General features: G+C 70.0%; 29 protein-coding genes. 11 read left to right on the forward strand and 18 right to left on the reverse strand.

Annotation, left to right across the window (positions count from 1 at the left end):
- Positions 1 to 27: 27 nt before the first annotated feature.
- Positions 28 to 615 (forward strand): helix-turn-helix domain-containing protein, encoded by a 588-nt coding sequence (locus LWP59_RS39520; RefSeq protein WP_144642856.1) that lies wholly within the window; start codon positions 28 to 30, stop codon positions 613 to 615.
- Here LWP59_RS39520 and LWP59_RS39525 read toward each other — a convergent pair.
- The 4 genes from LWP59_RS39525 to LWP59_RS39540 form a co-directional block, all read right to left on the reverse strand.
- Positions 609 to 1,688, reverse strand: a complete 1,080-nt coding sequence (locus tag LWP59_RS39525; protein WP_144642855.1) for a hypothetical protein — start codon at positions 1,686 to 1,688, stop codon at positions 609 to 611. The genes LWP59_RS39520 and LWP59_RS39525 overlap by 7 nt on opposite strands.
- 124 nt (positions 1,689 to 1,812) lie before the next feature.
- Positions 1,813 to 2,682, reverse strand: coding sequence for a lysozyme (locus LWP59_RS39530; RefSeq protein WP_144642854.1), 870 nt, complete (start codon positions 2,680 to 2,682; stop codon positions 1,813 to 1,815).
- A gap of 191 nt (positions 2,683 to 2,873) precedes the next feature.
- On the reverse strand, positions 2,874 to 3,680 hold the full coding sequence (locus tag LWP59_RS39535) for a lysozyme (protein ID WP_144642853.1): 807 nt from the start codon (positions 3,678 to 3,680) through the stop codon (positions 2,874 to 2,876).
- A gap of 105 nt (positions 3,681 to 3,785) precedes the next feature.
- Positions 3,786 to 4,409, reverse strand: a complete 624-nt coding sequence (locus LWP59_RS39540; protein ID WP_144642852.1) for a type VII secretion system-associated protein — start codon at positions 4,407 to 4,409, stop codon at positions 3,786 to 3,788.
- Between the two features lie 56 nt (positions 4,410 to 4,465).
- On the opposite strand from LWP59_RS39540, the gene LWP59_RS39545 reads away from it, so the two are divergent.
- Complete coding sequence (locus LWP59_RS39545) at positions 4,466 to 4,846, forward strand: sterol carrier family protein (protein ID WP_144642851.1); 381 nt, start codon at positions 4,466 to 4,468, stop codon at positions 4,844 to 4,846.
- Positions 4,847 to 5,005: 159 nt separating this feature from the next.
- Here the strand turns inward: LWP59_RS39545 and LWP59_RS39550 are convergent, their stop codons facing one another.
- The gene (locus tag LWP59_RS39550) at positions 5,006 to 5,842 is read right to left on the reverse strand and encodes an SAM-dependent methyltransferase (RefSeq protein ID WP_144642850.1); all 837 of its coding nucleotides are present in this window, start codon (positions 5,840 to 5,842) and stop codon (positions 5,006 to 5,008) included.
- A 176-nt stretch (positions 5,843 to 6,018) separates the two neighbouring features.
- On the opposite strand from LWP59_RS39550, the gene LWP59_RS39555 reads away from it, so the two are divergent.
- From LWP59_RS39555 to arfB, 6 genes are all read left to right on the forward strand, one after another.
- On the forward strand, positions 6,019 to 6,897 hold the full coding sequence (locus LWP59_RS39555) for a helix-turn-helix domain-containing protein (RefSeq protein ID WP_144642849.1): 879 nt from the start codon (positions 6,019 to 6,021) through the stop codon (positions 6,895 to 6,897).
- A 236-nt stretch (positions 6,898 to 7,133) separates the two neighbouring features.
- Positions 7,134 to 7,373: a DUF397 domain-containing protein gene (locus tag LWP59_RS39560; RefSeq protein WP_144642848.1), complete on the forward strand. Its 240-nt coding sequence runs from the start codon at positions 7,134 to 7,136 to the stop codon at positions 7,371 to 7,373.
- Positions 7,360 to 7,743, forward strand: coding sequence for a hypothetical protein (locus LWP59_RS39565; RefSeq protein ID WP_144642847.1), 384 nt, complete (start codon positions 7,360 to 7,362; stop codon positions 7,741 to 7,743). Before LWP59_RS39560 ends, LWP59_RS39565 begins: the two co-directional genes overlap by 14 nt.
- Before the next feature lie 92 nt (positions 7,744 to 7,835).
- On the forward strand, positions 7,836 to 9,359 hold the full coding sequence (purF, locus tag LWP59_RS39570; RefSeq protein ID WP_144642846.1) for an amidophosphoribosyltransferase: 1,524 nt from the start codon (positions 7,836 to 7,838) through the stop codon (positions 9,357 to 9,359).
- A gap of 30 nt (positions 9,360 to 9,389) precedes the next feature.
- Entirely contained in the window at positions 9,390 to 10,460 is a 1,071-nt protein-coding gene (gene purM / locus LWP59_RS39575) for a phosphoribosylformylglycinamidine cyclo-ligase (protein ID WP_144642845.1), read from the forward strand.
- Positions 10,390 to 10,938, forward strand: coding sequence for an alternative ribosome rescue aminoacyl-tRNA hydrolase ArfB (arfB, locus tag LWP59_RS39580; RefSeq protein ID WP_373299415.1), 549 nt, complete (start codon positions 10,390 to 10,392; stop codon positions 10,936 to 10,938). The genes purM and arfB overlap by 71 nt, the downstream gene beginning before the upstream one ends.
- 121 nt (positions 10,939 to 11,059) lie before the next feature.
- Here the strand turns inward: arfB and LWP59_RS39585 are convergent, their stop codons facing one another.
- The 3 genes from LWP59_RS39585 to LWP59_RS39595 all read right to left on the reverse strand — a co-directional run bounded on the left by LWP59_RS39585 (position 11,060) and on the right by LWP59_RS39595 (position 13,140).
- Positions 11,060 to 11,950, reverse strand: a complete 891-nt coding sequence (locus tag LWP59_RS39585) for a Gfo/Idh/MocA family protein (RefSeq protein ID WP_144642843.1) — start codon at positions 11,948 to 11,950, stop codon at positions 11,060 to 11,062.
- 2 nt (positions 11,951 to 11,952) lie between these two features.
- Positions 11,953 to 12,813 carry a 3-hydroxybutyryl-CoA dehydrogenase gene (locus tag LWP59_RS39590; protein WP_144642842.1) on the reverse strand — a complete coding sequence of 287 codons (861 nt, stop codon included), beginning with the start codon at positions 12,811 to 12,813 and terminating at the stop codon, positions 11,953 to 11,955.
- 141 nt (positions 12,814 to 12,954) lie between these two features.
- Positions 12,955 to 13,140 (reverse strand): DUF3073 domain-containing protein, encoded by a 186-nt coding sequence (locus LWP59_RS39595; protein WP_144642841.1) that lies wholly within the window; start codon positions 13,138 to 13,140, stop codon positions 12,955 to 12,957.
- Positions 13,141 to 13,336: 196 nt separating this feature from the next.
- On the opposite strand from LWP59_RS39595, the gene LWP59_RS39600 reads away from it, so the two are divergent.
- Positions 13,337 to 14,230 carry a hypothetical protein gene (locus tag LWP59_RS39600; protein WP_144642840.1) on the forward strand — a complete coding sequence of 298 codons (894 nt, stop codon included), beginning with the start codon at positions 13,337 to 13,339 and terminating at the stop codon, positions 14,228 to 14,230.
- Between the two features lie 65 nt (positions 14,231 to 14,295).
- Here the strand turns inward: LWP59_RS39600 and LWP59_RS39605 are convergent, their stop codons facing one another.
- Both LWP59_RS39605 and ygfZ read right to left on the reverse strand, forming a co-directional pair.
- Entirely contained in the window at positions 14,296 to 14,874 is a 579-nt protein-coding gene (locus tag LWP59_RS39605) for an RsiG family protein (RefSeq protein WP_144642873.1), read from the reverse strand.
- A gap of 64 nt (positions 14,875 to 14,938) precedes the next feature.
- The gene (gene ygfZ / locus LWP59_RS39610; RefSeq protein WP_144642839.1) at positions 14,939 to 16,066 is read right to left on the reverse strand and encodes a CAF17-like 4Fe-4S cluster assembly/insertion protein YgfZ; all 1,128 of its coding nucleotides are present in this window, start codon (positions 16,064 to 16,066) and stop codon (positions 14,939 to 14,941) included.
- A gap of 31 nt (positions 16,067 to 16,097) precedes the next feature.
- Here ygfZ and LWP59_RS39615 point away from each other — a divergent pair, with 31 nt between their 5' ends.
- Positions 16,098 to 16,946 carry an aminodeoxychorismate lyase gene (locus LWP59_RS39615; RefSeq protein ID WP_144642838.1) on the forward strand — a complete coding sequence of 283 codons (849 nt, stop codon included), beginning with the start codon at positions 16,098 to 16,100 and terminating at the stop codon, positions 16,944 to 16,946.
- On the opposite strand, the gene LWP59_RS39620 is transcribed toward LWP59_RS39615, so the two are convergent.
- From LWP59_RS39620 to LWP59_RS39655, 8 genes are all read right to left on the reverse strand, one after another.
- Entirely contained in the window at positions 16,937 to 17,788 is an 852-nt protein-coding gene (locus LWP59_RS39620; RefSeq protein WP_144642837.1) for a 5-oxoprolinase subunit C family protein, read from the reverse strand. The genes LWP59_RS39615 and LWP59_RS39620 overlap by 10 nt on opposite strands.
- Positions 17,785 to 18,396, reverse strand: coding sequence for a 5-oxoprolinase subunit PxpB (gene pxpB / locus LWP59_RS39625; RefSeq protein ID WP_144642836.1), 612 nt, complete (start codon positions 18,394 to 18,396; stop codon positions 17,785 to 17,787). The genes LWP59_RS39620 and pxpB overlap by 4 nt, the downstream gene beginning before the upstream one ends.
- Positions 18,396 to 19,025, reverse strand: coding sequence for an FABP family protein (locus LWP59_RS39630; protein ID WP_144642835.1), 630 nt, complete (start codon positions 19,023 to 19,025; stop codon positions 18,396 to 18,398). The genes pxpB and LWP59_RS39630 overlap by 1 nt, the downstream gene beginning before the upstream one ends.
- Positions 19,026 to 19,231: 206 nt before the next feature.
- Positions 19,232 to 19,540 carry a DUF1416 domain-containing protein gene (locus tag LWP59_RS39635; RefSeq protein ID WP_144642834.1) on the reverse strand — a complete coding sequence of 103 codons (309 nt, stop codon included), beginning with the start codon at positions 19,538 to 19,540 and terminating at the stop codon, positions 19,232 to 19,234.
- On the reverse strand, positions 19,537 to 20,376 hold the full coding sequence (locus tag LWP59_RS39640; protein ID WP_144642833.1) for a sulfurtransferase: 840 nt from the start codon (positions 20,374 to 20,376) through the stop codon (positions 19,537 to 19,539). The genes LWP59_RS39635 and LWP59_RS39640 overlap by 4 nt, the downstream gene beginning before the upstream one ends.
- A 36-nt stretch (positions 20,377 to 20,412) precedes the next feature.
- Positions 20,413 to 20,853, reverse strand: a complete 441-nt coding sequence (locus LWP59_RS39645) for a DUF4395 domain-containing protein (RefSeq protein WP_144642832.1) — start codon at positions 20,851 to 20,853, stop codon at positions 20,413 to 20,415.
- A gap of 199 nt (positions 20,854 to 21,052) precedes the next feature.
- Positions 21,053 to 21,493, reverse strand: coding sequence for a TlpA family protein disulfide reductase (locus LWP59_RS39650; protein ID WP_144642831.1), 441 nt, complete (start codon positions 21,491 to 21,493; stop codon positions 21,053 to 21,055).
- Positions 21,494 to 21,497: 4 nt separating this feature from the next.
- Positions 21,498 to 22,358: an LmeA family phospholipid-binding protein gene (locus LWP59_RS39655; RefSeq protein ID WP_229857390.1), complete on the reverse strand. Its 861-nt coding sequence runs from the start codon at positions 22,356 to 22,358 to the stop codon at positions 21,498 to 21,500.
- Between the two features lie 193 nt (positions 22,359 to 22,551).
- On the opposite strand from LWP59_RS39655, the gene LWP59_RS39660 reads away from it, so the two are divergent.
- Positions 22,552 to 23,304, forward strand: a complete 753-nt coding sequence (locus tag LWP59_RS39660; RefSeq protein ID WP_144642830.1) for a winged helix-turn-helix transcriptional regulator — start codon at positions 22,552 to 22,554, stop codon at positions 23,302 to 23,304.
- Positions 23,305 to 23,310: the final 6 nt, after the last annotated feature.

Consider the following 23,310-nt stretch of genomic DNA (forward strand, 5'->3'; position numbering starts at 1 on the left):
GAGGAATTATCCACTACTATAGGATAGATGAACCTCGCGGCACTGGGCGAACGGATTCAGGCGGCACGCACGGAACGGGGGCTGACCCTGCAGACGCTCGCGGACCGCTCGGGGGTCAGCGTCAGCATGTTGTCCTCGGTCGAGCGGGGTGCGAAGGCGCCGACGGTGGTGGTGCTCGACCGGATCGCGGACGGCCTCGGTATCGCACTGGTGCAGCTGCTCACCAAGCCGGAGCGGGTGATCGTCCGGCGGGCCGCCGAGCAGGACACCGTGCACGAGCCCGGCGGGTGGCAGCGCACGATCCTGACACCGGTCGTGCCGGGGGTGAACTTCGAATGGATCCGCTCGACGCTGCCGCCGGACTGTGCGGCCGGTACCTATCCGCCGTACGCGCCGGGCTCCCACGAGTTCATCGTGGTGCAGCGCGGCACCCTGACGCTGACCGTCGACGGCGAGGTGGTGATCCTCGGCGAAGGCGACTCGCTGTACCTCGCCGCCGACGTCACGCTCTCCTACGCCAACCACTCCGACGCCCCCTGCACGTACTACGTGGCGGCGTTGGTCATGCGGCCGAGAAGCCCCGGCCTCGGCCGCATGGCCAGGGTCGATCAGTAGAAGTCGAAGTTGTCGATGCAGGCCTGGCCGCCGTCGACCTCGTCCGTCGAGATGAAGCCGCCGCTGATCTGCTCGCCGCCGATGGTGCCCTTGAGGTCACCGAGACCGATGCCGTCGATGCCCGACATGTCCGCGGTCAGCTGCGAGCCCTGCGAAGTCGCCTTCGACACGTTGGGCTGGATGTCGCCCGTGTCGGCCTGGCACACCAGCGCCATCGCGCCCGCGCTGTCGCGGCCGTTGACCTTGGTCAGGAAGTTCTGTGCGGTCACGTTGTAGGCGTCGCTGCTGCCGGAGCCCGAGCTGGAGGTCGGTGAGCTGCTGCGGCTGCGCGAGGAAGTCGAGGGCGACCGGGTCGAGCTGCCCGACGAGGACTTGAGCGACAGGTCGTGCCAGCACCACTTGTCGTTCTGCTTCTCCAGGCCGCCGGTGGCCGTGCCGTTCGTGCCCGAGGCGGTGACCGCGACGACCACCGTCGCCTTGTCGCCGTTGGCCTGCACGCTGGTGAGCTTCGCGTTCGACACGTCGTTGACCTCGTCGATCGCCTCGTTGACATCCGACTCGGCGTTCGCGCAGACCAGCGACTTGAGCGCGACCTTGTCGTGCTTGTTGAGCCCGTCCACGATCGACTGCGCCACCGGGTTCGGCCCGGAGCCGCTGCCGCCGACGAAGAAGCCCGGCTTCCAGAAGCCCGTGATGCCCAGCGCCGCGAGGATCACGACGAGCCCGACGGTCAGGCCGATCCACAGGCCCTTCTTGCTCCCGCCCCCGCCGGGCGGCGGGGCGCCGTACATGCCCGGCGGGTACTGGCCGTACGGCGGCTGGCCGCCGCCCCCGGACTGGTCGTAGGGATAGGGCTGGGTGTATCCCGGCTGGCCGTAGGGCTGTTGACCGTATCCGGGCTGTTGCCCGTACTGCGGCTGGCCGGGCTGCTGCGGGAAGTCCCCGGACGGGGGATAGCCCGGCTGCTGCTGGCCGTAGCCACCGGGCTGCTGCCCGTACCCGCCCGGCTGCTGCCCGTACGGATCAGGTTGCTGACCGTAGTCCGGCTGGCCCGGCTGCGGTGGATAGGTCATCGGCGTCGCCTTTCGCATGTCACTACGCCCGCTCGGACGTGCCGGCGCCGGGCCTGGTTCCAGGAAAATACGCGAGAAGGGCTCCTGCCCGGTGCGGACAGGAGCCCTTTCGTGATCGATTCGTTCAGTCGTGGTTGGTCGCGAGCACCACCAGGCGGTCGATCGAACCGTTGAAGGTGTCCTGGTCGATGGGGCTCGAGCTGTACTGCCAGAAGGTGTAGGTGCCCCAGTTGTACGGCAGGGTGCCGACACTCGAGGCGTACCGGGCGACCCACAGCGGGTTCGTCGAGCTGAAGTCGCCGTCCACGCACTGGCCCCACCAGCTCGTGCTCGAGTAGATGGCGGGGTACTTGTTGGTGCGCGCGTGGTAGGTGTCGCTGAAGTCCTTGATCCACGCCGTCATCGCGCTCTTCGACTTGCCGTAGCAGGTTGCGCCGTAGGGGTTGTACTCCATGTCGAGCGCCCCGGGCAGGGTCCTGCCGTCCGCCGACCAGCCGCCCCCGTGGTCGACGAAGTAGTTCGCCTGCGCCGCGCCGGTCGAGGTGTCGGGGGTCGCGAAGTGGTAGGCGCCGCGGATCATGCCCACGTCGTAGGAACCGTTGTACTGCTGGGCGAAGTACGGGTTCGTGTAGTTGGTGTTCTCGGTCGCCTTGACGTAGGCGAACCGGACGCCCTGCCCCCAGTAGCTGTTCCAGTCGACGTTGCCCTGGTGCCCGCTCACGTCGATGCCGGCGACGGTGGCCGTGGCGATCACGCCGTCGACGTCGAGCCCCTGTGGTCGCTGCGCGACGACCTTGGTGCCCGGATTGGACTGATCACCTTCGACCCGCTTGATCTGCGAGCCCATTTCGTGGTCGTACTGCGCGACGTACGCGTCGATCGACGTGGCGTCGTCGGCGTCCGCCGGGGTGATCAGGCCGGACAGCAGCGCGGCCGCCGACGCGGCACAGACGGCGGCCGCGATCTGACACCGTCTTCTCGGAGAAGTGGACATGGACGTATCCCTTTCGGTTGCCCTCGCGGTGTGGACGGCTTTTGCAGGGAGCCGTCCGCGCGTGATTCTTTATGACGACATACCGACTTGTCACCAACTTCCTCGAAGTTCGCGTGTCGCGTGAGGAATTTACGCACGTCGGACCGGAGAGAGCCGACTTTCGTCGTCCCCCCTATGGTCTAAACCGCCGGTCAGCGGCCGAGGGCGAAGCCCCGCAGCTGGTCCGCGGTGCCGTAGTAGAGGTTCTGGTCGCCGGGCAGCGTGCCCGCGGCCGCGTACTGCCAGATCAACTGGCTGTCCCAGCTCGTGGGCAGGGCGCCTGGGACCTCCTTGTACCGCGCGAGCCACAGCGGGTTCGCGCCGAAACCGGCGTTGCCGCCCGTACACCGGTTCCACCACACGGTCGAGGTGTAGATCGTGGGGAGCCGGCCGGTGCGGACGCGGTAGGTGTTGGAGAAGTCGGCGAGCCACGCGCTCATCGCCGCCGGATCCTTGCCGTAGCAGGCGTCGCCGTACGGGTTGTACTCCGCGTCGAGCGCGCCGGGCAGGGTCTTGCCGTCCGCCGACCAGCCCCCGCCGTGGTCGACGAAGTAGTTCGCCTGCTCGGCGCCGCTGGAGACGTCCGGTCGGGCGAAGTGGTACGCGCCGCGCACCATGCCGACCTGGAACGAGCCGTCGTACTGCTGCCCGAACTGCGGGTTGATGTACCCGGTGCCCTCGGTGGCCTTGACGTAGACGAACCGGGCGCCCGCCTGCCGCGCGGCGGCCCAGTCGACCGGCCCCTGGTGGCTGCTGACGTCGTGTCCGAGCGTGCCGTCGAGATCCTGGTAGGCCGGGGCGCTCCCCACGCCCTCGACCTTGGCGATCTGCGACCCGGCGGACGTGGTGTCCGCGAGGCTGTAGTCCGCGGCGGCCGCGGCCGGGGCGAACGCCACTGCCAGTCCGCTGGACAGGCACAGGGCTGCGCCCCAGCGCAGCCGGAAAATCCACGAACGCATAGCGACCTCCCTCTCCCTCAGAAGGTCACGATGCCTCTATCGAGCACACTTAGCGAATCGAATGTCACTCGCTGGAGTGATGTTGGGCGTGTCGTGTGAAGATCGTTACCGCTGCCCCTCCCGCGCGAGCGCCTGCTCCAGGTGCTCCGCGGGAACCACCGCGGTGATCATGTCGTGCGGGTTGATGGCCACCGGATGACCGGCCAGCAGGGGCACCATGTCGCGGCCGAGCACGGCACGGGCGTGCGGCCACTCGCGCGGCACCAGCGTCTTCGACGTGTACGCGGGCACCATGACCCGGCCGTCGGTGTTGTGGAAGCCGATGACCGTGCGCTGCAGCGGCGACATCGCGTAGACGAACAGGGTCGCGTTGAGGATCACCGGCGGCAGGTCCTCGGCGGGCCGGTGGTTCGTGCGGACCAGCTGCAGCAACCGCTCCAGCTCGTTGCCGGGCTCGGGGAAGCCGAGCGCCTTCGGCGAGGGGCGGTAGCGGTCGTTGGGGTGGAAGTCCTCGACGATGTTGCCGCGCCCGTTGACCGGGTAGGCGCCGACGACCGCCCACGAGGGCACCGGACCGTTGGGATCGAAGGCCTCGTCGATCACGTACAACCAGCTGTTGGGGTTGGCCCTCGCGTTCGCGCGCATCTCCTCGGTGATCTTCGGCTTGCCGGGCCTGATGGTGGTCTGGGGACTCGGTACGAGCCGGTCTGCGTCGTCCCGCTGCGCCATGTTCAACCCCACGTCTCGCGTGCCTTCGTACTGACGTTCACTCTACTGTTCCTCCCATGCCCACTTCGCGTTCGGTCGACCCCGCAGAGTTACGTGCCGCGGTGACGGCGGTCGCCGGCTGGCTGTCCGGGAACGAGGAGAAACCGGCGCGACCGGCCCTGGCCGCCGCCGTGCGGCTCAGCCTACGCGCTCTGGCGGCCGGGGCGCCGGGACGAAGTGTCGAGGTCCGCGTTCCGCCATTTGGTGCAGTGCAATGCATCGAAGGCCTCCGGCACACCCGCGGCACCCCGCCGAACATCGTCGAGACCGACCCGCGGACGTGGCTCGAACTCGCCACCGGCCGTCTCAAGTGGACAGACGCGATCGAGGCCGGCCGGGTCACCGCTTCCGGGACCCGCGCCGACCTCTCCCACTGGCTGCCGGTGGTCCGGGCCTAGGGAGCGTCCGCAAAGGCTCAATCGCGCTCTCCGCGCCCAGGCGGCCCCTGGACGGCACCGGGAATTCACCCGAGCACAACCCGGTACGAGGGCGAATCCCCGGCACCACCAGGAACCACCTGGATCACGAAGCCCATCGACCAGCCTTTGAGGACACCCCTAGGGCTTGCGCCCGATCCCGCCCGCGATGCAGTGCTGCACCTGGTTGAGCGGCTTGATCTGCGGGCCGTCCGGCCACCAGTTGACGCAGGCGGTGACCCCGGGGGGAACCATCTCCAGCCCGTCGAACAGCTCCTCGATCTCCGGCATCGTGCGGAAGGTCCCCGAGCCCATCATGCTGTGCCGGAACGCCTCCTCCATCTTCCTGGCGACCACGCTGTGCTCGTTCTCCGGATCGAGGAAGTGGCTCATCACGACGTAGGAACCGGGGGCGAGGCGCTCGATGTACTCGCGCACGATCTCCGCCGGCGCGCCCCGCTCGCCCTCGTAGTGGTGCAGCGTGCCCACCTGCAGCAGCGCCAGCGGCTGCGAGAAGTCGATGTGCTCGCGGACCAGTTCGTTCCCGAGCACGTCCTGCGGCTGGAAGATGTCCTCGGCGACGAAGTGCGTCAGCTCGTTCTCCTCCAGCAGCGCGCGCCCGTGGGCCAGCACGACCGGGTCGTTGTCGACGTAGACGACCTTGGTCTCGGGCCTGATCCGCTGCACCACCTGGTGCGTGTTCTCCGCGGTGGGCAGGCCGGAGCCGAGGTCGAGGTACTGCGTGATGTCGGTCTGCAGCGCCAGGAACCGGCACGCCCTGATCAGGAAGCCACGGTTCTCGGTCGCCAGCTCCTGTGCCTCTGGCGCCGCCTGCTGCACCCCCCGCAGCACCTCGCGGTCGATCTCGTAGTTGTCCTTGCCGTTGAGGAACGCGTCGTAGACCCGCGCGATGCTCGCACGCGTGGGATCGACGCCGACCGGGACCGCAGTGGGATACGGGCGGGCGGTTTCCGTCATCGAGGTTCTCCCTGGATTGGGATGGTCAGTGAAGTGGTGAAGGGCACACCCAGGGTAATGACCGCCGCCGTCCGGGTAAATGCGCCTGCGGGCTTGACCGCGCCGCGCCGCGGTGTACCTTCGGTAGTCGGGCGATTTCCGTAGACTTACACCCGGCACCCAGGAGGGTTCCACCGATGGCCCAGGTCGATCCTCCCGAAGTGGAGCAGGGCACCGGCCCGACCGCTCGCCGGATGATCCTCGGCACGCAGCTGCGCAGGCTACGCGAGTCCGCCGGCATCACCCGAGCGGCCGCCGCATGGGAGATCCGGGCGTCCGAGTCGAAGATCTCGCGGATGGAGCTGGGTCGCGTCGGCTGCAAGGAACGCGACGTCGTCGATCTGCTGACCATGTACGGCGTGCACGACCCGACCGAACGCGAGTGGGCGGTCGAGATGGTCAAGCAGGCCAACCGGCCGGGCTGGTGGCGCAGCTTCAACGACACGCTCCCCGGCTGGTTCGACAACTACATCGGGCTCGAAGAGGCGGCCACCCGGATCCGGACGTACGAGCTGATGTTCGTGCCGGGCCTGCTGCAGACCGAGGCCTACGCCCGCGCGGTGATCAGCCGCGGCAACCCCGACTCCAACGACCCCGGCGTCGAGGACAGGGTCGCGATCCGGATGCGGCGGCAGAAGCTGCTCACCGGGGTGAAGCCGCCGCGGCTGTGGGCGGTGCTCGACGAGGCCGTGCTGCACCGGCCGGTCGGCGGCATGGCGGTGCTCAAGGAGCAGCTGGAGTACCTGCTCGAGCTGCTCAAGATGCCGACCATCTCGCTGCAGATCGTGCCGTTCGACATGAGCGGTTATGCCGTGGAGAGCGCTTTCTCGCTGCTGCAGTTCGCCGAGCCCGAGCTGCCCAACATCGCGTACCTGGAGCACCTCAACGGCGCGAGCTACCTGGAGAAGCCGGACGAGCTGGAGCTCTACGGCCGTGCCTTCGACCGGCTGACCGTCGACGCGGAAACACCCGATCGAAGTAGGCAGATGCTGATCAAGCGGATCGCCGACATCTAGCACCTCGTTTCGTCACCCTCCGTGAATCCCCGACTCGGACAAATGTGGGGCTGTTCACCCGGGCAGGTGTGATCTGAATGGCCTAGGTACCCAGCGGTAGGCGCAGGCTGCGCAGTGATGCACGTGCATCGACCCGTGCATTTACTCGTGCACTGGCGGCTGGTAGCTTTCGGGATACAGTGCAGATGCACGTGCATTTGCACTACCGGGCCAGCCCGATCGGAAGGGTGCGGAAGATGGCGAAGCATTACTCGAACGGCATGCCGGCCGCCGAGCTGGCGGGCGTGAGCTGGCGCAAGAGCAAGTACAGCGGCGCGATGGGGAACTGCGTCGAGGTCGCGCCCCTGGCATCCGGCGAGATCGCCGTGCGCAACTCCCGCTTCCCCGACGGCCCCGCGCTCGTGTACACGCGCGCCGAGATGGCCGCGTTCCTCGCAGGTGCCAAGGACGGCGAATTCGACGATGTGCTCAGCTGACAAGAAGTCCGGCTGCCCGGTCGAGGCCCGGTTGAAGGACCTCGTCGACCGCGGCTACCGGTTCATCCACCCCTCTGACGACGACGGCCACGTGGTCGCTGTGGTCGGGATCCGCGCCCACGGCTCCGTCATCGACGTCATCCGGCTCAACGCCGAGGACGACGCGGTGGCCAGCCGGGTGCCGGGGGACGAGCCGGACATCCTCAGCCCGCGCAAGATGCTCTGGCGCCGGCGTGGCACGGCCCACGAGGTCCTGGCGGACCTGCTCGCACTCGCCGACGACTACGGGGCCGACCGGGCACGGCCCGTCGGCGGCTGCTGGGTGCCGGGCCGGTCTGGCCACGCGAAATGGCTCGCCGCTGCGGGCTGAGCGAGCCCAAGGTCACGTCGGGTCGGGCCTCGGCAACCCCGGAGGCGACCTACACTTGAGGTGGCCTGCCCTCGTCTTCAGGGAGCATTTTCGTGGTTTCCGACCACAATTCGCACGACGAACCCGAAAACGAACCTCGAGAAGAATGCGGCGTGTTCGGTGTCTGGGCGCCGGGCGAGGAAGTCGCGAAAATGGCCTACTACGGCCTGTACGCGCTCCAGCACCGCGGGCAGGAAGCCGCCGGGATCTCCGTGTCGGACGGCAAGCAGATCGTGGTGTTCAAGGACCTCGGGCTGGTCAGCCAGGTCTTCGACGAGCAGGTGCTCTCCTCGCTGCAGGGGCACATCGCCGTCGGGCACTGCCGCTACTCCACCACCGGGTCCTCGACCTGGGAGAACGCCCAGCCGATGTTCCGCACGACGGCCACCGGCAGCGGAATCTCCTTTGCCCACAACGGCAATCTCGTCAACACCGCGGAGCTGCGGGACCGCACCCGGGACGCGGGCATCAAGCCGCACGCCGGGCTGACCGGGTCGTCGAGCGACTCCGACCTGGTCTGCGGCCTGCTGGCCGCCACCGCGGCGGACAAAGGGATCGAGGCCGCCGCGCTGGAGCTGCTGCCGACCCTGCGCGGAGCGTTCTGCCTGACCTTCGCCGACGAGGAGACCCTGTACGCCGCCCGCGATCCGCACGGCGTGCGCCCGCTCGTGCTCGGCAGGCTCGAACGCGGCTGGGTCGTCGCGAGCGAGACCGCGGCACTGGACATCGTCGGCGCCTCCTTCGTCCGCGAGGTCGAGCCCGGCGAGCTGATCGCGATCGACGCCGAGGGGCTGCGCTCGTCGCGGTTCGCCAGCCCCGAGCCCAAGGGCTGCATCTTCGAGTACGTCTACCTCGCCCGCCCCGACACCTCGATCGCCGGCCGCAGCGTGCACGGCACCCGGGTGGACATCGGCAAGCGGCTCGCGAAGGAGAACCCGGCCGAGGCCGACCTGGTCCTCCCGGTGCCGGAGTCCGGTACGCCCGCGGCGATCGGCTACGCGCAGGCCTCGGGCATCCCGTACGGCCAGGGCCTGGTCAAGAACGCCTACGTCGGGCGCACGTTCATCCAGCCGTCGCAGACCATCCGGCAGCTGGGCATCCGGCTCAAGCTCAACCCGCTGCGCGATGTGATCCGCGGCAAGCGGCTGGTCGTGGTGGACGACTCGATCGTCCGCGGCAACACCCAGCGTGCCCTGGTCCGGATGCTGCGGGAGGCCGGCGCACTCGAGGTGCACGTGCGGATCGCCTCGCCGCCGGTGCGCTGGCCGTGCTTCTACGGCATCGACTTCGCCTCGCGCGCGGAGCTGGTGGCCAACGGCGCCGACCTGGACGGCATCCGCCGGCTCATCGGTGCCGACTCGCTGGGCTACGTCTCGCTGGACGGGCTGATCGCCGCGTCCGAGCAGCCGAAGTCGCGGTTGTGCACCGCATGCTTCAGCGGTGAGTACCCGATCCCGCTGCCCGACGACGCGCTCATCGGCAAACACCTGCTGGAGAGCCTCGAAGCCACCGACGGTCCGGCCCGCCCCGTCACCCAGGCCGGGTACGGTGCTGGGGATGCCGTCCGGCGTCCCTGAGCCGAATATCCAGTCTGGAGTCCGCTTGCCGTGAGCGAGTCCACCAACGCCACCTATGCCGCAGCCGGGGTCGACATCGACGCCGGCGACGAAGCCGTCGAGCTGCTGAAGCCGCACGCGGAGCGGACGAGCAGGCCCGAGGTACTCGGCGGGGTCGGCGGTTTCGCCGGGTTGTTCGCGCTCAAGCTCGACCGGTGGAAGGAGCCCGTGCTCGCGTCCTCCACCGACGGCGTCGGCACGAAGATCGCCGTCGCGCAGACGCTGGACAAGCACGACACGGTCGGTATCGACCTGGTGGCCATGGTGGTCGACGACCTGGTGGTCACCGGCGCCGAGCCGCTGTTCCTGCAGGACTACATCGCGGTCGGCAAGGTGCAGCCGAAGCAGATCGAATCGCTGGTCAGCGGCATCGCCGAGGGCTGCGTCCAGGCTGGTTGCGCGCTGCTGGGCGGCGAGACGGCCGAGCATCCCGGCCTGATGGGCGAGCACGACTACGACCTTTCGGCGACCGGCATCGGCGTCGTCGAGGCGTCCGGCGTGCTCGGCCCAGACCGGGTCCGCCCCGGTGACGTCGTGCTCGGGATGGGCGCGTCCGGTCTGCACTCCAACGGCTACTCGCTGGCCAGGCACGTGCTGCTGGAGATCGCCCGGATGCCGCTGGAGGGCCACGTCGAGGAGTTCGGCCGCACACTCGGCGAGGAGCTGCTCGAACCGACCCGGATCTATGCCAAGGACTGCCTCGCCCTCGCCGCCGAATCCGAGGTGCGCACGTTCGCGCACATCACCGGCGGCGGCCTGGAGGCGAACCTGGCGCGCGTCATCCCGCGGGGGCTGGCCGCGCACCTCGAACGCGGCACCTGGACCCCGGCGCCGGTGTTCGCGCTGATCGCCCAGCGCGGCAAGGTCGAGCGGGCCGAGATGGAGAAGACGTTCAACATGGGCGTGGGCATGGTCGCGGTCATCGACGCGGAGGACGTCGACCGCGCGCTGGCCGTGCTGACGGCACGGCACGTCCCGGCCTGGGTGCTCGGTGAGGTCCGCGCGGCGGAGGACGCCGAAGGCCCCCGCGCCGTGCTCGCGGGCGACCACCCCCGGTTCTGAAAACGGATCGTGTCGCGGGAGCGGTTCGGGGAACATGGGGAGCATGCCCATCGACACCGACCTCGCCGTCACCCGCCGGATCGTGATCCCGGCCGGGGAGCTGCGTGAGCGGTTCTCCCGGTCCTCCGGGCCGGGCGGGCAGGGCGTCAACACCACGGACTCGCGGGTCGAGCTGTCCTTCGACGTGGCGCGGTCGCCGTCCATTCCGGACGACGTGCGACCGCGACTGCTGGCCCGGCTGGCCACCCGGCTGGCCGACGGTGTGCTGACGATCGCGGCGAGCGGACAGCGGGCCCAACTCGCCAACCGGGAAGCGGCCAGGGCGCGGCTGGTCTCCCTGCTGCGGGACGCGGCGGCGCCACCACCGCCGAAACGCCGCCCCACCAAGCCGAGCCGGGGTGCCAAGGAGCGCAGGATCGCGGAGAAGAAGCGCCGCGGTGACATCAAGCGGGGCCGGGGCGGCCGTTACGACGACTGACCGGCCTCGACCAGCTCGCGCGGCGCGATCTGCGCCGGCCGGGTGCGGCCGCGCCAGTGCAATTGCGGGAGACCGAGGTCGCCCCCCCCCGTGGCGTTACGAGCAGGTGAACGCCGCCGTGCTAACCCGCCGCGGCCCGGCGACCCTGCGCCAGAATGCGCTGAACGTGCAGGCCACGGCGCACATCACAGGGATGCGTGGTGGTGTCCGTGGCGATCATCGCCGCGAAGTCGTCGAGCAGTGCGATGTACCGCTCGACTCCCGCTACCGGGCGACGGTTGAGCACCCGGTAGCCGTGCGCGCCGTACACCGCGATCTCCGCGACAGTGGGCTCGACCGCCAGTCGCATGGACATCGTCGCGGTGCTGGACGCACCGCCCTCATGGGCGAACACGAGATGCCACAGGTCCTCGGGCGACCGGTGCGCGCTGACGACCTCGGTGATCGGGCCGAGCGCGGCGTCGAGCAGATCCACCACGTGGGGTCCGACATCGGCCAGCGCGCCTTCTTCGTGCCGCCAGGCCGACGCGCTGTACGGGCCGGCGAGCAGCGCGCCCGACAACCAGCGGACGCCACCGCCGGCCCAGCCGCCCACGGCCGCGAGGTCGTCGAGCCATTCCCGCGTCTCGACCGCGTACCGCAGCGTGAACATCACGAGGCTCGCGACCTCGGCGGTGAGCACGGCGTCGGTGAGCCGTTCCGCGGATTCGACGTCCGGCGCGATCGGCTTCTCCAGGATGACGTGCTTACCCGCCCGCACGGCCTCGATCGCGAGCTCGGCCTGCACGGCAGGCGGCACCGCGAACGCGACCGCGTCCACCTGCCCGAGCAGCTCCTCGACGCTCTCCGAGACCGACGCGCCGTGCGCCTCGGCCAGCTCGCGGGCGGCTTCGGGACGGCGGGCCCAGACGGTGCTCAGGGTCGTGCCGGGATGGTCGGCAAGCCCCGGCGCGTGCACCTTGCTCGCCCAGGGGCCCGCACCGACCAGGCCGACCCGCAGCTGGTCGTCCACGCTCAGGAGTAGGAGTAGAAGCCGCGGCCGCTCTTCTTGCCGAGGAGCCCCGCGTCCACCATGCGCAGCAGCAGCGGCGGCGGCGAGTACAGCGGCTCCTTGAACTCCTCGTACATCGACTCGGCGATGGCCTTGATGGTGTCCAGGCCGATCAGGTCGGACAGCCGCAGCGGCCCCATCGGGTGCGCGGTGCCCAGCTCCATCCCGCGGTCGATGTCCTGCGCGGAGGCGAACCCGGACTCGATCATCCGGATCGCGGACAGCAGGTACGGCACCAGCAGCGAGTTGACGATGAAGCCGGCCCGGTCCTGCGAGCGGATCACCGTCTTGCCGAGCAGGCCGGTCGCGTGCTCCTCGGCGCGCTTGACGGTCTCCTCGCTCGTGAGCAGCGACGGCACCAGCTCGACCAGCGGCAGCACCGGGACCGGGTTGAAGAAGTGGATGCCGACCACCTGCGCGGGACGGCCGGTGGCCATGCCCAGCTTCATGATCGGGATCGAGGACGTGTTCGACGCGAAGATCGCGTCCTGCCGCTCGACGACCTTGTCCAGCGACCGGAAGATCTCGATCTTGGCGGCCTCCTGCTCGACGACGGCCTCGACGACCAGGTCACGGTCGGCGAACGCCGCGACGTCGGTGGTGAAGGTGAGCCGTCGCAGCGCTTCGTCCGCTTCGGACTCCGACAGCTTGCCGTTGCGGACGCCGCGCTGGAGCGACTTCTCGATCCGCGCCCGGCCGGAGTCCAGCGCAGGCTGGTTGACCTCGGTGATCATCACGTCGGCACCCGCTCGCGCGTGCACCTCGGCGATACCCGAGCCCATCAGACCGGCACCCACTACACCGACGCGCTGGATGTCCGCCACGAAAACCTCCTTGTTCAGGTGGCCCCGCAGCCGATCGTCCGCAGGGCACGATCGCCGCCACTCAGCAAACCCAGGGCACCACGAGGAACGAGGGCAGGCTCCGGAAGCTCCCCGGAGCCCACCCTCGTGCCTCGTCGGACCTCAACGACGGTAATCGTCGTACGGGTCCACGTAAGGGTCCTCGTACTTGTCGTCCTCGTCGTGGGAGTTCTGAGAGGAATTACCTGACAGCTCGCGCTGCAAAGCATCGAAGTCCGTGTCGTGAGTGCTGTATTTGAGCTCTCGCGCCACCTTCGTCTGCTTGGCCTTAGCCCGGCCGCGCCCCATGGCTCGACCCCCTCGCACAGGGACGGGGCGGCCGGGGGAAACGGCGGCCCCGCATGTCTCGACAACTATTTCCTGAGCACACCGTACCTTGTCGGAGGGGGAGAATGCGACGTGGCATCTGCTCCCGTGGCGAGTGTCTCCCCGCCTTCGTGTGGTCGGTGCACCGGGCGACCCGCCGACGTGCCACGATTCAAGAGTGCTCCGACCGTTCGTCGCCTACCTGAGGGTGTACGAGCCCCTGTCCGCTTTCGGCGAACCGCCTTCCGACCAGCTGAAGAAGGCCGTCGAAGCCGCCGCGCTGACGAGGGCCACGGCGGGCGAGCGTGAGCAGCGCATGTGGCTCAAATCACAAGCAGCGGCTCCGGTCCGGCTGCTGCCCGCGGAGCTCGCCAACGGCCGTGCCGCCCCCAGCACCGGTACCGACATGCTGGTGCTCGACCCGGCCGACGTGCCGGGCGAGGTCGGTCCCGGGCCGCTGGTGTGCCCGCTCGAACTGCGAGCCCGCTCGGCGGCGGCACTCGTCAGCTTCCTCGACGACGCGTCGCCCGCGCTGAAGGCGACCGTGCTCGACGCCGGTGGGGTCACCCCCGAAACAGTGCGGACGAGGACGAACCACGCACTCGGCGGCCTGCCGAAGGCGGCGGTGCACGTGCTGTCGACGACCTGGACCGTGCCGCTGCCGTGGTTCGCGCTCGTCGACCCGGCGCAGCGGCGGCTGAAGCTCGGCACCGGACAGGACGACCCCGAGCGGGAGCTGTCCTGGCGCATCACGATGGCGGATGCGCTGGAGCGCGCGGCCGAGGCGCGCGAGCTGGTGGAGAACACCCTCGGCGACTCCGGTCCGACGCGGATCCTCGAGGAGACCGAGCGGTGGCTGACGAACTTCGACCCCGGCTCGGCCGTCGAACTGGACTACGGCGGGCTGGTGCAGCTGATCGCGGATCCGATCCTGGAGTCGGACACCTCCGCCGAGGAGGTGCACAGCATCCTGGAGGCCCTGCGCTCCGGCAACGTCGAGCAGCTCGCGGAGCTGTTCAACGATCTGCGGGAGTACTGGAGCGAACTCGCCGCCCGCGAACACTTCAACTGAGAACTGTCGGGAACCGGCTTGCGTGCCGGTGCAGGCTGCTAGCGGCCCGCCGGTCATGGCATCGACTACTGCTGCGAGCCGTCGTCGTCCCGGGCTCGTTCCGCGGCCAGCAGGTCGTCGACCGAGGCGACGCGGTCGCGGTAGCGGGTGGCGATCTCGGAGTTCATCAGGTCGACCACCGCCTGGACCTCGCGGCGGCGGGTCGAGACCGAGGACTCCTCCTCGCCGTAGTCACGCAGGATCTGGGTCAGCTTCTCGTCGTCGAGCGCGCCGACGTCGGTCAGGTCCGAGTTGCCGACCAGCGCCTCCGCCTGGCGCCGGTGATCGCCGGCGCGCGAGGGCTCCAGTGCCTGGTGCCGGCCCGAACCACGCGCCGGGCGCAGGGCGTTGTCGGACAGGATGGTCGCCAGCTGGTCCACGATGCTGCTCTGCCCGCCGGTGCTGCGGCGCTGCTGCTCGGCCCGGACGATGTCGATCCGGGCGTGCAGGAGCCGGCGCAGGTAGGACAGGTCGGTCTCCTCCTGCGCAGCCTCGTCACGGCGCGCACGCAGCTGGTCGAGCGAGAGCTCGGCGAGTCCGCGCACGTAGTCGGGGTCCAGGACGCGGTCGATGCGGCGGCGTCCACCCGGCCGGACTTCGATCACGCGCACATCCTGCTCCATCGGGACCCGCCACGCCAGGGCGGGTGCATGTCAGCCACGGTGCATGTCAGCCACGGAGGCGCGCGGCTGCTTCGCGCCCGGGCGCCGCGTGCTCGCCAGGGACCGAATCGGGGTCGACGGCGGCCTGGACCACGCGGTCCTCGTCGCCGGCCAGCAGCTCCGCGTCCACCGGCGCGGAGCGCTTGAGCAGCGCGAGCGCGACGGGACCCAGCTCGTGGTGCTGGGCGACGCTGCCGACCCGGCCCACGAGCCGGTCGCCGAGCCGCACGGGGTCGCCGGTCTCCGGGTAGATCTCCGGGGACCCGTCGAGGTGCAGCAGGACCATCCGGCGCGGCGGCCGTCCGACGTTGAACACCTTCGCGACCGTTTCCTGCCCGCGGTAACAGCCCTTCGCCACGTGCGCGGCGCTGCCGATCCAGTTGACCTCGTGCGGGATCGTCCGGTTGTCGGTGTCGACGCCGAGGCGCGGGCGCAGCGACTCCACCCGCAGCGCGTCGAAGGCCCAGCTGCCCGCGGGCCGCGCACCGGCGTCGGTGATGCGCCGCCACCAGCCCGCCAGCTCGGCACGCGGCACCACCAGGTCCACGCTGGAGCGGCCGGGCCACGGCATCCGCCGGGCGAACCCGCCCTCGATCGGTGCCACCGCGTACGGCGGCACGGCGAGCTCGATGTCCAAAGTGGACAGGATCTGGTCGGCGTCCGGGCCCAGCAGCGTGAGCACGGCCAGCTCGCCGCTGACGTCGGAGATCTCGACCTGCGACCAGAACTTCATGGCCTCGAGGTACTCGCGCAGCGTCTGCGGGCCGCCCTTGGGCAGTGCGCTGGTGGCCTGCGCTCCGGGATCGGAGTCGAGGTAGACGGTTTCACCGAGGTGGGCGAGGACCATATGGGTGTCGATGTGCCCCTGGCTGTCCAGCACGAGCGCCTCGGTGCCCGTGCCCTCGGCCAGTTCCGTCACGTGCTGGGAGATGACCAGGTGCAGCCACGACAAGCGCTCGGGCCCCGTCACCTTCAGCACCTCGCGGTGCGAGCGGTCGACGACGGCGGCGCTCCGGGTGGCGGTGCGCTGCTCGGCGAAGGGATCGCCCCAGTGCCAGGGCACGCCTTGTTCCGGGTGGTCCTCCGGCGGCGCGACGGCGCCGGGGGCCTCGAGAAGCGGCGACTGATAGGTCATACCCCCGATGTTAGGTGAGTACGGTGACCTCATGCGCGTACTCGCTTTCCTGGACGGAACCCTCGCGAATCCCGAAGTCCCGCACATCCGGGTCGACGACCTCGGTCTGCTGCGCGGCGACGGCATCTTCGAAACCGTGCTGATCGCCGGCGGCAAGCCGCGGGAGCTGCGGCCGCACCTGGACCGGCTCGCCCGCTCGGCGTCGATGCTCGATCTGCCCGAGCCGGACGACGACGCGTGGCAGCGCGTCACCCAGCTGGTGCTCGACAACTGGACCGCGGGTGACGAGTTCGCGCTCAAGCTGGTCTACACCCGCGGCGTCGAAGGCGACCCCACTGCCGCGCCGACCGGCTTCGCGATGGGCCTGCCGATCGACGACAAGGTGATCCGCGCCCGCGCCGAGGGCGTCGCCGCCGTGACGTTGGACCGGGGCATCGACCCGGGGCTCGCCGAGCGGTCGCCGTGGCTGCTGCTGGGCGCGAAGTCCCTCTCGTACGCGATCAACATGGCCGCGGTGCGCGAGGCTGCCAGGCGCGGCGCGAGCGACGTCATCTTCACCGCGACCGACGGTTCGGTGCTGGAAGGCCCGACCTCGAACGTGGTCGTCGCGCGCGGCCGCACGCTGTACACGCCACCGGCGACGATCGGCATCCTGCCCGGCACGACGCAGGCCGCGGTGTTCCGGGGCGCCGAGCGCATCGGCTGGACCACCAAGATCGAGCCCTTGTCGGTCGAGGACCTGCGCGACAACGACGGGCTGTTCCTCGCTTCGTCGGTGCGCAAGCTGACCCGCGTGCACACGCTCGACGGCCAGGAGCTGCCCGACTCGAGCGGGGTGCACGCCGAGCTCGCGAAGGCCTACGAGGACGTCTACGCCTGAGGTCGGAAGCGGAGGGTGGTGCCGGGGCGGGCCTGCGCGAGAGCGGGCAGCGCGCTCGGCACCACCACGCCGATCACGGGATAGCCGCCGGTGGTCGGATGGTCGGCGAGGAACACCACGGGCAGCCCGCTGGACGGCACCTGGATCGCCCCGGTGACCAGGCCCTCGCTGGCCAGCTCGCCCTCCCGCGCGCGCCGCAGCGGGGCGCCGTCCAGCCGCAGGCCCACCCGGTTCGACTCGGGCGTGACCGTCCACGGAACGGCCAGCAGGCGCGCGGGTTCGTCGAACCAGTCGTCGCGCGGCCCGAGCAGCACCGGCACGACCAGCTCGGCAGGCAGGCGGGGCGCGGCCAGCTCGTCCTCGCCCGTCGGGGTGCCCCGCGGCGCACCGAGCGGCAGCACGTTCCCGGGTTCCAGCGGCTCCGGCCCGATGCCGGACAGCACGTCGCGGGAGCGGCTGCCCAGCTCCGGTTCGACGGCGACGCCGCCGGAAACGGCGAGGTAACAGCGCAACCCGGTGTCCGGCGTGCCGATCGCGAGCGTCTGCCCGGCGCTCACGTGGATCGGGGTGTGCGTGCCGTGCGCACGCTCGTCGACGGTGACGCGCACCGGCGGGCCGGTCACCGCCACCGTGCAGGACGTGCGTGCCCGCACTGTCAGCCCGCCGAACAGGGCTTCGATCCCGGCGCAGGTCTCGTCGTTGCCCACGAGCCGGTTCGCCAGCCGCAACGCCGGCACGTCGAGGGCACCCGAGGGCGGCACACCCAGATGCGCGAGTCCGGGGCGGCCCAGGTCCTGCACGAGCGCCGAGGGACCGGTCGCGACGACGTCGAGCGCCCTCACCGCGTCCTCCGGAACCGCACCCGGTCGCCGGGCGCGAGCAGCGCGGGCCGCTCGGCACGGGAGTCGAACAGGACGGTCTCGGTGTGCCCGAGCAGCCGCCAGCCACCGGGCGAGGACCGCGGGTAGACCCCGGTGAACTCGCCGGCGAGACCGACCGATCCCGCCGGCACCTTCGTCCTCGGAGTGTCCAATCTGGACTGTCGCAACGGTTCGGGCAGCCCGGTCAGGTAGGCGAACCCGGGCGCGAAACCGGTGAAGGCGACCGTGTACTCGGCGCCGGTGTGCAGCTCGACCACCTCGTCGGCGGAGATGCCCGCCGTCTCGGCGACCAGCTGGAGGTCTTCGCCGTCGTAGCGCACCGCCAGCTCGACCGCACGCGGGTCGGCGCCAGGGGGGTTCGCCAGGTCCGCCGCCTCGACCGCCTCGCGGGCCTCGCTCAATGCCGTCGAGCCCGGCCGGGCCACGACCAGCACCGTGCGCGCGCCGGGCACCACCTCGAGCACATCGGGCAGCCGCGCGGCGATGACGGTGGTACGGACCGCACTCATCTCACTCAGCGACTCGCATTCGACGAGGACCGCGTCCGTGCCGTACGGCAGCCAGCGCACTAGCCCACGACGCGCCGGAGGTGGGCGGAGGCGTGCGGCTGCATGGGCTCGCCGACCATCGCCCGCTCCTCGACGTAGCCGAGGTCGCCGTTGTTGATCAGGCCGTAGAGCCGCTGCGCGCCGGTGACCTCCTTGGCGGTGGTCGTGCGGACGACCGCGTCGGTGCCCAGCTCCCAGGAGGTCTGGTTGCGCGGCTTGCCGTAGAACAACTCGAGGATCCCGCTCGAGTGCGCGAGCAGCAGTTCGATCGTGTCGTCGGGCTGCGGGCGCCACCAGCCGACCTCGCGGGCGGCGGGCCGGATGACCTTGCCGTCCTCGTCGAGCAGCCAGGAACGCGCCTCGTGGAACAGGAACGGCCTGCCGTCGTGCGCGATGGTCAGCTGCTGACCGAACCGGACCGGCCGCTCCATCGTGGAGTAGTTGATCTCGCCCTCGCCCCGCCAGACCCCCACCAGCGGCAGCAGGGCCAGGCAGGCGTCGTTGAGGTCCGCGCCGAGGCGCAGGTTCGCCGTGTCGGCCGGGATCGGCAGGTCGTCGAACTGGGGGAGGTTGCGGTCGCGAGTGCTCGCCGCACGTTCCTCCGCGGCCTGGATGGCGTCAGAACCGCCGCCGCCGCTGTCCGTGCTCATTACCGCTGGTCGGCGTAGAGCCGGTAGATGACGTAGATCGCGAACCACAGGATGGCGATTCCGGCGATCACCAGCAGCGTCGTAAACAGGATCTCCACGCGAAGAGCTTAACTCCCTGGCCGGTGCGGCCGCGCTGCCACCTCGGGTGGCTCTCGACACGCCACGAGGCCGCCTCCGCGGGGGAGACGGCCTCGTGGGAACAGTGGTCAGGCGACCGAGATGGCCACCTGGTGCAGGCCCGGGCCCTCCGCCGTGACGGAGGCCTCGCCGTTGCCGGTGCGGTGCAGTGCACGCACCGTCCACGCGCCCGGCGCGGCATAGAACCGGAAGTCGCCTTCGGACGAGGCCTGGACCTCGCCGGCGAAGTCGCCGTCATCGTTGAGCAGGCGCACGTAGGCGCCGCCGAGCGGCCCGTCGCTGCCGCTCACCTTGCCGGCCACCACGACCTGGCCCTGCGTGTCGATGTCCGCAGGCGTCGCCGTCTGCGCCGGCGCGCCGCAACCGTCAGCACTCACTTGGCAGCTCCCGTCTCGATCGGCACGCCCACCAGCGAGCCGTACTCGGTCCACGATCCGTCGTAGTTCTTCACGTCCCCGAGCCCGATCAGCTCGTGCAGCGCGAACCAGGTGTGGCTGGAGCGCTCGCCGATGCGGCAGTAGGCGATGGTCGCCTTGCCGGTGTCCAGGCCCGCCTCGTTGTACAGCTCGGTGAGCTCCTCGGCGCTCTTGAACGTGCCGTCCTCGTTGGCGGTCTTGGCCCACGGCACGTTCAGCGCCGTCGGGATGTGGCCACCGCGCTGCGCCGACTCCTGCGGCAGGTGCGCCGGGGCGAGCAGCTTGCCGGAGAACTCGTCGGGCGAGCGGACGTCGACCAGGTTCTTGGTGCCGATCGCGTCGATGACCTCGTCGCGGAACGCGCGGATCTTGGTGTCCGGCTCCTTGGCGGTGTAGCTGGTGCGCTCGCGCTTGACCTCGTCAGCGGTCAGCTCGCGGCCGTCGAGCTCCCACTTCTTGCGGCCGCCGTCGAGCAGCTTGACCTTGTCGTGGCCGTAGAGCTTGAAGTACCAGTAGGCGTAGGCGGCGAACCAGTTGTTGTTGCCGCCGTACAGGACCACCAGGTCGTCGTTGCCGATGCCCTTCTCGGACAGCAGGGCCTCGAAACCGGCCTTGTCCACGAAGTCGCGGCGGACCGGGTCCTGCAGCTCGGTCTTCCAGTCGATCTTGACGGCACCGCGGATGTGGCCGCCGTCGTAGGCGGTGGTGTCCTCGTCCACCTCGGCGAAGACCACGCCAGGGGTGTCCAGGTTCTCCTCGGCCCACTGCGTCGTGACCAGGGCGTCTTCACGGCTCATTTGAGCGGCACTCTCTTTCTTCTTCTCTTGGGTGGACTACTGGGACGCTTGGCCCGCGGCCGGGACGAACCGCCGGATCAGCAGGTACATCTCGCAGCCGAGGCAGAAGTTGAACGCGGCGTTGAGGAACGCGGCGAACAGGGCGAACGCGGTCGCGACGATCCCCAGCGGGGTGACGCCGGTCGCGTAGCCGATCGTGCCGACCAGCGCGAAGACGAACCCAACGGCCTGGGCGAAGCGCAGCGGCGCCGCGTCCTCGCGTTCGCTGGTCGGGCCGAGCCGCGGCGCCAGGAGGTAGCGGTAGAGCAGCGAGTACGGCGCCGGCCGGAGCCCGACGAACGCGCCGATCGCGAACACCACGGTCTGCAGGGCGAGCAGCGGCCACCAACCGGTGACCAGCACCACCACCAGCACGACCGTCGTCACGACGGCGGCGAACCGCGGGCCGCGTGGGTCGACAGCGGGGCCTGCTGACATCGGACCTCCCGGATGAGCGCAGGGGCGCGCACGACGAACGAACTTCGGAATGCCGGGGAGAGACGAGCTACCGACGGCTCGTCAGAAAGGACACAGGCTGCTGCGCACGCGGCAGAGATCAACCGCGCGTCGTTGGGTCAGCAGAGTGGTCGTCACGCTGTTCAGAGTACCCAGGGCTCCCTCTTCGTGGGAACCACGTTCATCTGGTGGAACCAGTCGACGAGGCGGAAAGGTGCTCGTCCAGGGCTTCCAGTACGGCTGGGCCCTTCGGGACGCCGCTGATGCGCAGCAGTTCCGTCCCATCTGGTGAGAAAGCGAGCGTGGTGGGCGTCCGCAGCACGCCGAGCGCCTGAGCGACCTCGGGCTGGTCCGTCACGTCGAGCTCGACGTGCCGCAGCCCCTCGGTGCGCTCGGCCAGCGGCGAGAGGATCGCCTTCGTGTGCCGGCAGGGCGCGCAGAAGGTGGTGGAGATCTGGACCAGGGTGACCGCGGCGCCGGGGTCGAGCGCCTGCGCGACGGGCTCGGGCAGCGCCCGCTCCCGCGCCTTCGCGGTGCGGATCCTGCCGTTGCGGGCTCGCAGCGCGGCGCCGGCGATCCCGCCGACCAGCAGCACACCGAGCACGACCCAGACGCCGACCATCAGCTCACCTTCCCGCTCCCGCCCCGCTGAACGTCGCGTTCTGCGCCTCACCCTTGATCGTCACCGAGCCGCTGTTCACCTGGACGGCGGTCGGGGTCACCTCGAACGGCAGGCTGCCGGTGTCGATGGAGGCCTTGAAGTTGGGCAGCAGGGCTTTCTGTACAGCCTGGGGAACGACGGTGGTCTCCTTGTCATTCCCGTACTGCAGCCGCTGCGGGACGATGTCGATCGACGTACCGTGCAGTTCGATCATGGCGAAGCAGAAGACCTCGATCTTCTGGCCGGCGATCTGGACGTCGCCCGAGACCCGGATGCCTGCCTTGGACTTGTCCTGGTCCTCCTGCTGCTGGCCCCCGGAGCTGTCCGTGGCGTCCTGCCCGGTCTGCACGTAGGAGACGCTCGACGGCTCGATCCGCAGGTCCTCGATCTTGGTCAGCGGGTCGATCTTCGCGATGTCGCTGGCCTTGATGGTGACCTGTGCCTCGAGCTTGCCGATCTTGATCGCGTCGGTGTTGCCGTGCACCAGGTCCGACAGCGGCGCGGTCACGTCCGTCAGCTCGGCGTTGACGGCGACGTCCTTGAGGTCCTGGATCGGCACGCCGGAGGCCGAGAGGGAGATGTGACTGTAGTCACCGCTGATCGCCTGCGTCGTGAACGGGAAGCCGTGGATGGTGACCGACGGGTCGTCGGTGAGCTGAAGCTGCTCCCGCGCCTTCTGCGACACGGTGTGCTCGGCGAACGCGGCGAGCCCGAAGTCGGCCGCGACCAGTACGCCGACCAGTACCACCAGGCTGATGACGAGACGACGGGTCCGGCGGCCGCGGCGCTTGGCCGCCGCCGGCGATGCGGTGCGATCCTGGGTCACAGGCCTGCTCACTCTTCGTATCCGATCTGTCGGGAAGCTGCTTCGCGCGACGCTGAACGATATGGGTCCCCAGTGTGACGTCAGTGTGACGAGCACGGCAGGGGGGAGGTGTTTCCGGTGTTCACCGGCTATTCTTGGCGAAATCACCGGCCAGGGGCGCTCGAGGCTACGATCTGATGAAGGCGGTGTGGCAATGAGCCTGGACCTGCTCGTACTCACTCCCGAGGCGGAAGCTACCTCAGTTCTGCCCGCTCTGGACCTGTTGCCCCACACCGTACGCGTGCGTGCACCCGAAGTCACCGCACTTCTCGACGCCGGGCACCGCGATGTCATCCTGCTCGACGCCCGCACGGACCTCGCGTCCGCGAAGAGCCTCTGCCGCCTGCTCAAGGGCACCGGCGAGGACGAGGGCAGCACGCCGGTCATCGCCGTCGTCGGCGAGGGCGGGCTCGTCGCCGTGAGCGCCGAGTGGCGCACCGACGACATCCTGCTGCCGACCGCGGGCCCGGCCGAGGTGGACGCCCGGCTGCGGCTGGCCACCACCCGCGACGGCGGCTCGACCCAGGTCGACGCCGAGCTGCGGGTCGGCGAGCTGGTGATCGACGAGGCCACCTACACCGCGCGGCTGCGCCGGCGCACCCTCGAGCTCACGTACAAGGAGTTCGAGCTGCTCAAGTACCTCGCCCAGCACGCCGGCCGGGTGTTCACCCGGGCCCAGCTGCTGCAGGAGGTCTGGGGCTACGACTTCTTCGGTGGCACCCGCACGGTCGACGTGCACGTCCGGCGGCTGCGCGCCAAGCTCGGCCCCGAGCACGAGCAGATGATCGGCACCGTGCGCAACGTCGGCTACAAGTTCGAGCGGCCCGCCAAGGGCGCGCCGAAGCCCGGTGTCGCCTCGCTCTCGTTCGACACCGCCGACCTGCCCAGCGAGCTGTCGACGCCCTGACCGGCG

The organism is Amycolatopsis acidiphila, assembly GCF_021391495.1.
Lineage (GTDB): Bacteria > Actinomycetota > Actinomycetes > Mycobacteriales > Pseudonocardiaceae > Amycolatopsis_E > Amycolatopsis_E acidiphila.